This is a genomic window from Acinetobacter sp. G11 (assembly GCF_049808495.1).
Classification (GTDB): domain Bacteria; phylum Pseudomonadota; class Gammaproteobacteria; order Pseudomonadales; family Moraxellaceae; genus Acinetobacter; species Acinetobacter kookii.
In genome coordinates this window covers 1-12,522 of record NZ_JBNCAT010000013.1, presented here as the reverse complement: position 1 = coordinate 12,522, position 12,522 = coordinate 1, and the positions used below count along the sequence as shown (strand labels likewise).

The following is a 12,522-nucleotide window of genomic DNA, read 5'->3' as shown; positions in this document are numbered from 1 at the left end:
ACTGAGGGTTATCGATGCGCGCTATTCTAAGGCAAATTCAGGTGAAAATTACAAAAATTGCGCACAACATTGCTTAAATTTTTTCCCTGAACCGCAAATACACGGCTGTTTCATGGTGATTTGCATGTTTGTGGTCGGATCAAGGAAATACCAGGCATCTGCATGCTTCACAAAATGTGAAACTTCATGATGGACCTGCGCCTGATTGCCATCGTGATAATGGGCCTTGAATTCGACCTGGGCATGGTTCTTGTCCAGTTTTTCCCGGGCCTGAACGACTTCCAGCTTGAGCCACTGATTGGCCTTGCTCCAGTCACGAATTGCCGCCACATCCAGCGCCTGTTGCTGGCCTAAGGCTGTGGTTTTCACAATATAGTCAATTTCATGCCGAGCAAAGGCACTATAACGCGAACGCATCAATTGTTCTGCACTTTGTGCTTTGAGCTGCCCCAAATGCAAGGGCTGGCAACAGCGGGCATACTCTCCTGCACCACATGGACACTTTGCTTCTGACATCAATTTTTTCCAATAAAATAGCCCGACTCTGCGGGCTATTTTAATTCAATCTCGGGGTTGAAAGATCATCTGTGCAGGATGAAATTAACTTTCAGGTTCATTTTGATTGAGCGGGATGATATGGACCTTATCAATTTTATGTCCATTCATCGTCACCACTTCAAAAATGTGTTCGTCGGCTTCCAGTTTCTCGCCGCTTTCCGGCAGACGTCCCAGATGGAACAGGATATAACCGGACAAGGTCGAATACTGTTCGGACTCATCCACCAGATCACGGTTTAACAGTAAGGAAACATGACGAATATCGGTAGAACCTTCCAGGATTAAAGTTCCATCTTCCAGACTTTCTGCTGCAGTTTCAAATTCATCTTCATCCGGGAATTCACCGGCAATGGCTTCTAGCACATCAATCGGAGTGGCAATCCCTTCAATCGAACCGTATTCATTCAGTACAATCGCCATTTGCAGCGGTGCCTGACGCAATTGCTCCATCACCATCAATACCGGGGCATTTTCATGCATGATGACTGGCTCGCGTAAATGGCCTTCAAAATTCAGTTTTCCGGTTTCGATATATTCGTTCATGACTTTATGGGTCAGTACCACACCGGCAATATTATCCAGCTCACCATGCGCCACAATTAAACGCGAATGGGTCGTGCTTAATAACTGCTCTTTAATGGAGGCTTCGTCTTCATCCAGATCAATCCATTCCAGTTCCGGACGCGGTGTCATCACCGATTTGACTGGCCGCTCCGACAGTCCAAGCACGCCTTGCACCAGCACACTATGGTAAACCCCGTTGTCTTCATCAAAAACCTCATCGGCAAAGGCACGGGTCGCCAGCACATCTTCGGCTTCATTGTTTTGCGATTCGCTTTTCCCCCCCAGCATGCGCATGACGGCAGAAGCGGTGCGGTAACGCAGGTCTGTCGTGGTCACCATCCGCTCCTGGTTACGGCGCATGGTCTGGTTGATAAATTCGACAATCACCGAGAAACCAATCGCGGCGTATAGATAGCCTTTAGGAATATGGAAACCGAAGCCTTCTACAATGAGAGAGAAACCAATCATCATCAGGAAGCCGAGGCACAGAATCACCACGGTCGGATGTCTGTTGACAAAGGTCATCAGCGGTTTGGATGCCCACAGCATGATCCCGACTGCAATCACCACTGCAATCATCATCACCGACAGGTCTTTGACCATGCCGACTGCGGTAATCACGCTATCCAGAGAGAATACGGCATCCAGTACCACAATCTGGACGATCACCATCCAGAACGCTGCATGCACCGGGTTTTCTTCTTTCTGCGGTTGGGCACCTTCTATGCGCTCATGCAGTTCCATGGTGCCTTTAAATAACAGGAATACACCACCAAACAGCAAAATCAGGTCACGGCCGGAAAAATGATGATCCAGAACGTGGAACAGTGGCTGGGTCAAGGTCACCACCCAGGCAATCGAGGCCAGCAAAACCAACCGCATACACAAGGCCAGAACCAAGCCGATGATACGGCCTGCATTACGCTGTTCCGGGGGCAGTTTTTCCGCCAGAATGGCAATAAAAACCAGGTTGTCGATACCCAGTACAATTTCTAGAACCACTAAAGTTGCCAGTCCAATCCATGCCGATGGATCTGACATCCATTCAAAGATCATTGGATGTTCTCCTGTGCAGGATGATGAGGGACTGATTTTAGAAGGTTCATATTAAAATCGCTGAATATGCGATGAACAGCATTCTTTGTATTTTTTACGGAAGCATTGAAGTGTTCAGAGCGAGGACAACCACTACTCATGTTAATTCATTTATTGGAAAACAGATTTTTAGTATAGCAAGATGAAGTAGAAATTCATCCCTTTTTGCGTACCGGGCTGTTTTTCGCTCACCCAATATCAACAAATCTTTGCAAAGTCAGTATAAGGCGGATCACGGCCTGTCATATTTAACCATTAAGCTAGAGACTGAAAAAATAAAATGCTATGGTAAAAATATAATGATGAACAGTGTATTAAAAATGACTCCCAAACATAACAATCCTACTCCCAAAACAACTCAACCTTTAATTGCACTTTACTGTGGTTCACGTTCAGGCAATAAACCGATTTATCAGGAAAAAGCCGTGGCTTTGGCTCAGGCACTGGCGGACCTGGGTTTCGGAATGGTCTATGGCGGCGCAAGTATAGGCCTCATGGGGCAAGTGGCAGATGCCGTCAGACAGCGTGGCGGTGAAACGGTCGGGGTGATCCCTGAATTTATGCTGGATTATGAGATTGCACATCACCAGCTGACCGAATTACACATTGTACAAAGCATGCATGAACGCAAGGCCATGATGGCGGAACGTGCCAGTGCTTTTGTCGCTTTGCCCGGCGGCTTGGGCACTTTTGAAGAAATCCTGGAAATTGCCACCTGGGGGCAGTTAAATCAGCACCAGAAACCCATGATGCTCTATAACGTGAATGGCTTTTATGATGCCCTGATTAACCAGCTCGATCATGCCGTCAGTGAAGGTTTTTTACCGCCGCAGCATCGCGCCAAACTGATTATCTGTAATCATGCCGATCAGATTATCAATGCCATTAAAAATCTGGATGCACCAAAGCACTTTGCCATTTAAACCGATGTCCGAATACAAAAAGCGAGCTTACGGCTCGCTTTTTTTAAAGTTCAATTGAGCAGCTGTAAACATTAATCCCGAAGCCCTGTATCAAGCTGCGAATACTGAATTTGATCTGATCGAGTTTTTATTTGATTTAACTTTCAACTTTTTTATAACGCTGATCTTGTGCATGAACACCCCTCCCATTTCTGGACCAATTCATCTTCCTGGCTATGAATAGCACAACTTTTTCTTACACCCTCTTGAACGGATTGCTTTAAACTCTGTAAAAAATCGCTTTAATATTGTTATGAACGCCACCCCTTCGCATCAAGCCCTGCAACCTGAATTCCGACTGCTGGTTCTGTTGGTATCAATCGGTTTTTTTATGCAAGGTTTGGACACCACCATTGTCAATACCGCAATTCCGGCCATGGCAGCCAATCTGGCTGAAGATCCGCTGCAGATGCATAGCGTGGTGGTGGCTTATGTGCTGTCGGTAGCAGCCTGTATTCCCCTAAGCGGCTGGCTGGCCGACCGTTTTGGCGTGCGCAATACCTACTTTGCCGCCATCATTATTTTTACTCTTGCCTCACTGGGCTGCGGACTGTCCAGCAGTTTAAACCAGCTGCTCTTTTATCGGGTGATTCAGGGCATTGGCGGTGCCTTGTTACTTCCTGTAGGCCGGCTGGCGATGCTCAAGGTCATTCCGCGTACCCAGTTTTTATCTGCCATGAGCTTGATGAGCCTGGCCGGCCTGATGGGTCCCCTGATTGGCCCGACACTGGGCGGATGGATGGTCGAAATGGCAACATGGCACTGGATTTTTTTAATTAATATTCCGATGGGGCTTTTAGGGGTTCTCATCACCTTTAAAGCCATGCCCAACGTGACCGAGCCTGGCGTCAAGTCATTTGATTTTTCAGGTTTTATTTTGCTGGTGATTGCCATGGTGGGCCTTTCACTGGGCATTGAAAATTTTGCCAGCCCGCATCAATCGTTATGGTGGAGTATGGGTCTGGTGCTTGCGGGTGTATTGGCAGCGATTATCTATGCCATTCATGCCCATACGCATCACAACGCGCTGTTCCGGAGCACATTATTCAGCAATCGCATTTATGCCATTGGCATTATAGGGAATTTCTTCGCCCGCCTGGGCGGCAATGCCATGCCTTTCCTGCTCCCCCTGATGTTGCAGGTCGCCTTTGGCTTTGAACCGTTTATTACCGGCCTGTTGATGATTCCAACCGTGCTCGGTTCGCTCGCTTCCAAGCCGATTATCCGCCAGATTATTCAACGCTTCGGTTATCGCCAGGTATTGCTGGTCAATACCTTATTGGTCGGCGCATGTATTGCCAGTTTTGCCCTCACCACGGCGGATACGCCGATCTGGTTAAGAGCCTTACATTTCTTTGTCTTCGGCATGCTGAATTCTCTGCAGTTTGTTTCCATGAATACCCTGACGCTCAAAGATTTACCACAGCAGGATGCCAGCAGTGGCAACAGCTTTTTATCCATGATCATGATGGTCTCGATGAGTATTGGTGTGGCATTAGCCGGAACCTTGGTCAATGTCTTTAGCGCCTATTTCGGTAGCGAGCAGATCGTGACGGCTTTTCACAGCACCTTAATTTTCCTCGGCTGCATTAACCTGATTACCGCAGCCATTTTCTGGCAAATTCCACGTCACACTCCAATATAGTCAGACGCTATCAGAAACAACGTGGTCTGAATGTTCAGATCGCGTTATCATGTATTTGATAAATCACGCCTAAATTATCTATGCCTAAAAAACGATTCGCCAAAAACAGTCATAAAAAGCTCTACGCCTCTTGCATGGGCTTGGGACTGATTTGCGCTGCAATCGTATTGTATGTTTTTGTCTTGCATCATAATCCTGCTTCGGCACAGGAATATCCGGTCAAAGGTTTTGATGTTTCACATCATCAGGGTGACATTCAGTGGCAGCAGATTTCCCCGCAGCGTTATCAATTTATCTATCTGAAAGCCACAGAAGGCGGCGATTTTAAAGACCGAAAATTTCAGGACTACTGGTTGCAGGCACGTGAACATGGCTTTCTGGTCGGTGCCTATCATTTTTACCGTTTATGCCGGGGTGGCGAAATTCAGGCGCAAAATTTTATTGAAACCGTACCCAATAAAGCCGATGCCTTGCCCCCGGTGATTGATCTGGAATATGACAGTAACTGCATCAACACCTATACCCGGGAACAACTGCTGAAAGAAATTCAGGTCATGCATGATCGGCTGTATCAGCACTATGGCAAGCAACCGATTTTCTATATTTCCAAGTCATTCTATAACATTGTTCTGGCGGGAGAGTTTTCAAAAACACCGCTGTGGGTCCGTGAATATCAAGGCAAGCCCGATTTAAAAGGCAAGCCAAAATGGCTGTTCTGGCAGCATACCAATCAGGGCACCATCAAGGGCATTAACAAAGCGGTAGACTTAAACGTGTTTAATGGGGATGAGGATGACTGGACACGCTTTTTAGAATGCAATGGAATCTATCCACTTAAAAAAGTTGAAAAATTACCAAAAAAATAACAGGATAAGTCCCTACCTTTAACCACAATAAAAAATAAAACTGCATAAAAACGGGAAATTTATGGCAAATCAAAAAGGATTTTGGCGCGTGGCAGTAGGCATCAGCATACTCGTTGGAGTGGCTGCTGTCGTTTTGCTCCTGCAACCTTCAGGTCAGATGTCAAATTTTCAAAAATGGCAATATCAAGCCTCTGAAAAAGCGGCTGCACCTGCAACGCTTCAGGTCAAATTCTTTGGCGTTTCCACCCTGCTTTTTGATGATGGCAAAACCCAAGTTTTAATTGACGGTTTCTTTAGTCGTCCTTCCATTGCAGAGGTGCTTTTCACCAAAATCCAAAGTCAGCCTCAAGTCGTTCAACATATCGTGCAACAGCAGCAGTTACAAAGAACCCAAGCCATACTGGTGACCCATTCACATTATGATCATGCGCTGGATATTGCCGAACTTGGGAGACAGCTTCCCCACGCTAAAATTATTGGTTCCAAAAGCAGTCTGAATATTGCACGTGGCGGCCATATTGCAGAACAGCAACTCATCCAGGTTCAGCCTTTTAAATTCATCAGCTTTGGGCAATTCAAAGTAATGGCCATTCCCTCCCAGCATACGCCACCCACTGCCGTGAATAATGACCTTGGTGAAGAAATTACCCAGCCGCTGCAACTTCCTGCCCATTTCTCGGCATTTAAAGAAGGCCATAGTTTTGACTATTTGATTGAACATTCAGGTCAGCGCATTTTAGTTAAAGCCAGTACGGGTGCTGTACCGGATCAACTGAAAAATTTAAAAGTGGATACTTTATTTTTAGGCATTGCCCAGCTGTCACGCCAATCGGAACAATTTCAGCAAAACTATCTGGATCAAACCCTGAGAACCTTACAACCTAAAGTCGTGGTACCGGTTCATTGGGATAACTTTTTCCAGCCAATTGACCAGCCTTTGGAATTTTTACCGTACCTGGCAGACAATACTGAACAAAGTTTAAAAATACTGATTCGGGCAGCCGAACAACAACGCACCCGGCTGGTTTTACTTAGTCAACCTGTGTCGTATCCACTTGATCCTGCTCTACAATCTGATCGGTGAAGATGAGATACTGAAGCCCAGCACGTACAGGCAGAGTTTGGGACTGCATGAGAAAAATCATTCACATCGATATGGATGCCTTTTTTGCATCTGTGGAACTCAAAGACCGGCCGGAGTTACAGCATTTGCCGGTGGTCGTGTCTTCACATCATCCACGGGCAGTCATTTGTGCAGCGTCCTACCCTGCGCGCGAGTTCGGCTTGCACTCTGCCATGTCGATGGCACAAGGCCGAAAGCTTTGTCCCCATGTAGTCATCATTGAACCCGATTTTGAAAAATATCGTGCCATTTCTGCGCAAATTCATCAGGTATTTCAAGATTATACCCCGATGATTGAACCCTTGTCTTTAGATGAAGCCTATCTGGATGTCACAGAAAATCTGAAAAATATTCCGAGTGCCACAGAAGTGGCCATGCGTATACGGGAAGATATTTTTAAAGTTACCGGTTTAACTGCCTCTGCCGGGGTCGCACCCAATAAATTTTTAGCCAAAATTGCTTCGGACTGGAACAAACCGGATGGCATTTGTGTCATTAAGCCTTCTCAAGTACAGAGTTTTATTCAGGATTTACCGCTAAAGAAAATTCCCGGCGTAGGAAAAGTGATGCAAGAAAAGCTCAAGCGGCTGCAATTGCAAACGCTGGGAGATTTACAAAAAATTGAGCAGAATGTATTGGTTCAGCATTTTGGCAAATATGGCAAACGACTTTTTCTCTATGCCCAGGGGATTGATGAACGGCCTGTACAAGTTGAACGTGAACGCCAGCAAATTTCCAAAGAAACCACCTTTGATGATGACCTGACCTTAATCCAATGCCAGAATGCTTGGCCTCGACTGATTGATCAAGTCTGGAGCAGTTTGGAGAGAAAACAACTCAGTGCACGCGGGGTTTCAGCCAAACTCAAGTTAAAAAATTTTCAGGTCTTGCAACACAGCAAAAGTTTCAAACAGCCTTTACAAAATCGGCAACAACTGGAACAGGTACTGCAACAGCTAATCACTGAAATGCATATTCCGGAAAGTTATCAGTTTCGCCTGATTGGCGTTGGGCTTTACCAGCTTTCGGAGCAGCAGGATCAGTCACAGCTTTCACTCTGGTAGTATTTGCACGTTTTTCAATCAAAAGAATAAAATTAGACCAATTAATGATACACAAACATGATTTTTGCGGTACTCTATGGGCGCGATACATTTATCCATGTAAACGCCGAGATGCTAAAAATCACCTTTACTTTTAGCATGCTGTCCTGTGATTGGCGTGACGATCAAATCCGAATGTTACAGGGCAACTCTGTTGAACCGCATGGACTCTCCATCACATCTCTTCTGCATTTTTTATACACTCTCAAAAAACAGCATATTTTCATACTCTACTGAATCATTTTATCAATGCTGCTGTAAATCCGTCTGATTTTTTCCGGTATGTTCTGATTTTCCTTCCTGTTAATTTTAAAAAATCTCTTCCGTTACTGTTTCAGCTTCATCATGGCTGCCCCGATAAATGATTTACGCTAAAGGCGCATGGCATTATGATATTGCCATTTACTAGGCTGCAGGCTATGTGTCCACAATATGGCGCTTAGCAACTATGCCGAAAATAAAGGACTCTTATTATGACAGTACAACGTCTGCACGTTGAAAAGCGCTTTTCTGAAATTGCCATTTCAGGCAACCTGGTCCATCTGGCGGGTCAATTGGCTGCGGATACAACGCTAGACATTAAAGGTCAAACCCGGCAAACCCTGGAAATTATTGATCGCTTGCTGGCCGATGCCGGTACAGACAAGAGTCAGATTATGTCGGTGACCATTTATTTAAAAGATATTGAAAATGACTACGCAGCGATGAATGAAATCTGGGATGCCTGGGTCGCTGATATTGAAGCCCTGCCTCGCACCTGTGTCGAAGCCAAGCTGTATGCCCCTGATGTTTTGGTGGAAATGACTGTCACTGCTGTGCGTGCATCAAATTAAAAGCAAAAAAATAAGCATGAACAGTCATTCATGCTTATGCTGATTTAACCTAACATTCGGATTTTCTTTCGTCCCAAATCTGGATAAAACTCATACTTTTTTATTGTAGCTTCTGTTAACTCATCCAGCTGAAAATCAGCAGGGTTTTCAATTAAAAAATCTTGTCTTAACTGAAAATATTCCGGTACATCTTCATAGCGAATCACCCGATATCCAGCCATCGCCAACAGCGCATCCTGATATTGGGCATTTTGCGGATGCCTTAAAGCCATCGGATCATCCAGTGCAATAATGGCAGAAACCTGATGATGTTCATCTAAAATCACAAAATCTGCCACCATGTTACGATATTTATGGCGGGTACGGCTGTATTTGGTCGTCAACAAGGCATCAAATGAAACATGCGTCAACACTGTGCTGTGCGGCAATATTTCTTTGAGACGTGTAAAAGTTATCTGTTCACTAATGTTAAAAATAGCTCTTTGTTTTAAAGCACTATCTTGTTGTTTAGCACTACCTTCCAGACTTTTCCAAGCCTTCAGCAGAACGCCAAACAGAAGTAAACTTCCGACCAAAATATAAATTATCATCCTCTTAATCCTTTAATTTTTTATAGTCTTTTCCGGTGTCACACCGATGATTGTTATAAAATTCAGTATACAACAATTATTTTTATTAAATATTTCAAGTAAACAAACTGCATTTAATCATGACAAAATCATCATAAATGCTGACAAAAAGTTGTACTGATTTTATTTTTACCTCTATGTCCAAATTGAATCCATTTTCAGACACAAAACAACTGTATCGCAAGGCACAGTAGGGATGCAAGATTACTTTTTGAGATTGTCCTACAATTCCGACGAACTGTTTCATTCGCCATTATTTTTTTAACTTAATGATAAAAAAAGAACGCCGGAGCGCTCTTTTTTATTTTTAAATCAAGCTTTTGATTTAGGTTTAGATTTAGTTTTGGATTTAGAACCCGAAAATGGACGTTTTTCCCCGGTTTCACGTGGTGGCAAGCCGGTATGTTGAGTCAAAATCTGGCCTTTTTTAGGACGATTATTGTCATTTGTATTGGCAACATTACGTGATTGATTACGTGCAGTATTTTCACCTGTACGTTTTGCAGAATCTCCCGCCAAGGTCGAGTTTTTCTTGCGTGCAGACTGATATTGCCCTTCTGTGCCTTGTGGTTGATAGCTCGGAATCAGATGTTGTTTCGAATTACCAATCAAGTCTGAGCGGCCCATTTCTTTCAAAGCTTCACGTAACATTGGCCAGTTATTTGGATCATGGTAACGCAAGAAGGCCTTGTGCAAGCGGCGACGTTTCTCACCTTTCACAATATCCACATTTTCAGTATAACGCGCCACTTTCGCCAGCGGGTTTTTACCGGTGTAATACATGGTCGTTGCTGTGGCCATTGGCGATGGATAGAAGGTTTGTACCTGATCGGCACGGAAACCATTCTTTTTCAACCAAATCGCCAAATTCATCATGTCGTAATCGGTCGTTCCCGGATGCGCCGCAATGAAGTAAGGAATCAGATACTGTTCCTTACCTGCTTCTTTACTAAAGCGGTCAAACATCTGCTTGAAACGGTCATAAGTGCCAATACCCGGCTTCATCATCTTCGACAACGGACCTTTTTCGGTATGTTCAGGCGCAATCTTGAGGTAACCACCAACGTGATGGGTGACCAATTCTTTGACATATTCAGGGTTTAATACCGCCAGGTCATAACGTAAACCTGAACCGATCAGAATTTTCTTGATGCCCTTAATCGCGCGTGCTTTACGGTATAATTGCGTCAACGGTGCATGGTCGGTATGCAGGTTTTGACACACGCCCGGGAACACGCACGATGGTTTACGGCAGTTCTTTTCAATCTCCGGATCTTTACAGTGCAAACGGTACATGTTGGCCGTTGGACCACCCAAGTCCGAAATAATGCCGGTAAAGCCCGGTGCGGTATCACGAATCTTTTCCACTTCACGAAGAATTGAGTCTTCCGAGCGGTTCTGGATAATACGGCCTTCATGTTCCGTGATTGAACAGAAAGTACAGCCACCGAAGCAACCACGCATAATGTTGACCGAAAACTTGATCATGTCAAACGCTGGGAAACGTGCATTGCCATATGCAGGATGTGGCAGACGTGCATAAGGCAGATCAAACACATAATCCATTTCTTCTGTGGTCAATGGAATAGGTGGCGCATTCAACCACACATCACGTTCCCCATGCTTTTGTACTAAGGCACGTGCATTTCCCGGATTGGTTTCCAGGTGCAAAATACGGTTGGCATGCGCATACAGCACAGGATCATTCACTACTTCTTCAAAAGCAGGTAAACGGATTACCGCCAGTTCACGTGGTGGCAATTTATGTTTAATGGCTTTAGAAGCAGGTTGTAACTGCACAATTTGCGTATCGGCATCCAGATTGTCGCCTTCACGAACAACTGGATTTGCTACATGTTCTTTCTGGAAACCTTGGTACTGGCTTGAGTCTTTCCCCTGTTCAATCTCACAACCTTCAATATCTTCAGTCATGACATAAGGGTTGATAATCGGATCGACACGACCAATCGCATCCACATCATTCGATGCAATTTCAACGAATTTGGCTTTAGAGGCCCTGTTATGTTTATTGACAATAAATGCCGTACCACGGACATCCGTGATGTCGGTAATTTTTTCGCCTTTGGCCAAACGGTGCATCACTTCGACAATCGAGCGTTCGCCATTACCGTACATGAGAAGATCAGCTTTAGAATCCATCAATACCGAACGCCGAACTTTGTCTGACCAGTAGTCATAGTGCGCAATACGACGTAACGACGCTTCAATACCACCGAGCAATACCGGCACATCAGGATAGGCTTCGCGCACACGCTGGCAATACACGGTTGCCGCGCGGTCAGGGCGTTTATTCGGCACATTGTCTGGTGAATAGGCATCATCTGAACGGATTTTACGGTCGGCCGTATAGCGGTTAATCATCGAATCCATATTACCTGCGGTCACACCCCAGGCAATATTCGGTTTACCCAATACACGGAACGCATCCACACTGGTCCAGTCCGGCTGAGCAATAATCCCGACACGGAAACCTTGAGCTTCCAAAGTACGGCCAATGATGCCCGAACAGAAAGAGGGATGGTCAATATACGCATCACCGCAGACCAGAATAAAGTCACAACTGTCCCAACCGAGTTGATCCATTTCCTCGCGTGACATCGGCAAAAATGGCGCAGGTTCAAAACACGACGCCCAATATTTGTCGTAATCAAACAACGCTGTAGGCGCTGTCTGCATGGTATAAGCAGTAGACATGGCTAGCAATTCTCGGCTGGCAGATGATGGAAGACCTGAAAATTAGATCAAAGATGAAAGCCGAGTATTTTAGCATGAATTCGGCTGAGGTTGCTTGATTATAATTTGTACAAAACCAGTGATTTAATTTATCTTCCCAAAATAATCACTTCAGTTGAAAAAGCTTCTCCAGTAAGTGATCACCTATAGGGTTAAACATACTCATTCTTTGAAATATGCAAATTGGATGGGATAATATTTGAAATATTTTAAAGTCAGCAAACTCCAAAATCTGATGATTAGAATGTTTAGACTCGAATCTTAGGAGCTAAATATTTCCCACGCATAAAAAAAGCCCCTGCACTTGGCAGGGGCTTTCGAATAATGAGCTGGCGATGACTTACTCTCACATGGGTAATCCCACACTACCATCAGCGCTAAGAGGTTTCA

10 protein-coding genes are annotated in these 12,522 nt (G+C 44.8%); 6 read left to right on the top strand and 4 right to left on the bottom strand.

Annotated features, from left to right (window positions below):
• Positions 1-48: 48 nt before the first annotated feature.
• The gene (locus tag ACPUEY_RS06855) at positions 49-516 is read right to left on the bottom strand and encodes a YchJ family protein (RefSeq protein WP_261181071.1); all 468 of its coding nucleotides are present in this window, start codon (positions 514-516) and stop codon (positions 49-51) included.
• A gap of 84 nt (positions 517-600) precedes the next feature.
• Positions 601-2,178: a TerC family protein gene (locus ACPUEY_RS06850; RefSeq protein WP_425121617.1), complete on the bottom strand. Its 1,578-nt coding sequence runs from the start codon at positions 2,176-2,178 to the stop codon at positions 601-603.
• A 341-nt stretch (positions 2,179-2,519) separates the two neighbouring features.
• On the opposite strand from ACPUEY_RS06850, the gene ACPUEY_RS06845 reads away from it, so the two are divergent.
• The 6 genes from ACPUEY_RS06845 to ACPUEY_RS06820 all read left to right on the top strand — a co-directional run bounded on the left by ACPUEY_RS06845 (position 2,520) and on the right by ACPUEY_RS06820 (position 8,749).
• Positions 2,520-3,140, top strand: coding sequence for a TIGR00730 family Rossman fold protein (locus ACPUEY_RS06845; RefSeq protein ID WP_092819252.1), 621 nt, complete (start codon positions 2,520-2,522; stop codon positions 3,138-3,140).
• Positions 3,141-3,432: 292 nt separating this feature from the next.
• Positions 3,433-4,824, top strand: a complete 1,392-nt coding sequence (mdtD, locus tag ACPUEY_RS06840) for a multidrug transporter subunit MdtD (protein ID WP_425121616.1) — start codon at positions 3,433-3,435, stop codon at positions 4,822-4,824.
• Positions 4,825-4,904: 80 nt separating this feature from the next.
• Entirely contained in the window at positions 4,905-5,690 is a 786-nt protein-coding gene (locus tag ACPUEY_RS06835; RefSeq protein WP_425121615.1) for a GH25 family lysozyme, read from the top strand.
• A gap of 61 nt (positions 5,691-5,751) precedes the next feature.
• Positions 5,752-6,774 (top strand): MBL fold metallo-hydrolase, encoded by a 1,023-nt coding sequence (locus ACPUEY_RS06830; RefSeq protein ID WP_425121614.1) that lies wholly within the window; start codon positions 5,752-5,754, stop codon positions 6,772-6,774.
• 47 nt (positions 6,775-6,821) lie between these two features.
• Positions 6,822-7,877 (top strand): DNA polymerase IV, encoded by a 1,056-nt coding sequence (gene dinB / locus ACPUEY_RS06825; protein WP_425121613.1) that lies wholly within the window; start codon positions 6,822-6,824, stop codon positions 7,875-7,877.
• 512 nt (positions 7,878-8,389) lie between these two features.
• Entirely contained in the window at positions 8,390-8,749 is a 360-nt protein-coding gene (locus ACPUEY_RS06820) for a RidA family protein (RefSeq protein WP_092819235.1), read from the top strand.
• A gap of 44 nt (positions 8,750-8,793) precedes the next feature.
• Here ACPUEY_RS06820 and ACPUEY_RS06815 read toward each other — a convergent pair whose 3' ends face one another.
• A complete protein-coding gene (locus ACPUEY_RS06815; RefSeq protein ID WP_092819236.1) occupies positions 8,794-9,339 on the bottom strand; it encodes a DUF2726 domain-containing protein in 546 nt (181 codons plus the stop codon).
• Between the two features lie 351 nt (positions 9,340-9,690).
• The gene (locus ACPUEY_RS06810; RefSeq protein WP_425121612.1) at positions 9,691-12,093 is read right to left on the bottom strand and encodes a YgiQ family radical SAM protein; all 2,403 of its coding nucleotides are present in this window, start codon (positions 12,091-12,093) and stop codon (positions 9,691-9,693) included.
• Between the last annotated feature and the right edge of the window lie 429 nt (positions 12,094-12,522).

Coding starts and splice junctions, on each gene's coding strand:
- ACPUEY_RS06855 (WP_261181071.1), bottom strand. CDS start 516: ATGTCAGAAGCAAAGTGTCCATGTGGTGCAGGAGAGTATGCCCGCTGT.
- ACPUEY_RS06850 (WP_425121617.1), bottom strand. CDS start 2,178: ATGATCTTTGAATGGATGTCAGATCCATCGGCATGGATTGGACTGGCA.
- ACPUEY_RS06845 (WP_092819252.1), top strand. CDS start 2,520: ATGAACAGTGTATTAAAAATGACTCCCAAACATAACAATCCTACTCCC.
- mdtD (WP_425121616.1), top strand. CDS start 3,433: ATGAACGCCACCCCTTCGCATCAAGCCCTGCAACCTGAATTCCGACTG.
- ACPUEY_RS06835 (WP_425121615.1), top strand. CDS start 4,905: ATGCCTAAAAAACGATTCGCCAAAAACAGTCATAAAAAGCTCTACGCC.
- ACPUEY_RS06830 (WP_425121614.1), top strand. CDS start 5,752: ATGGCAAATCAAAAAGGATTTTGGCGCGTGGCAGTAGGCATCAGCATA.
- dinB (WP_425121613.1), top strand. CDS start 6,822: ATGAGAAAAATCATTCACATCGATATGGATGCCTTTTTTGCATCTGTG.
- ACPUEY_RS06820 (WP_092819235.1), top strand. CDS start 8,390: ATGACAGTACAACGTCTGCACGTTGAAAAGCGCTTTTCTGAAATTGCC.
- ACPUEY_RS06815 (WP_092819236.1), bottom strand. CDS start 9,339: ATGATAATTTATATTTTGGTCGGAAGTTTACTTCTGTTTGGCGTTCTG.
- ACPUEY_RS06810 (WP_425121612.1), bottom strand. CDS start 12,093: ATGTCTACTGCTTATACCATGCAGACAGCGCCTACAGCGTTGTTTGAT.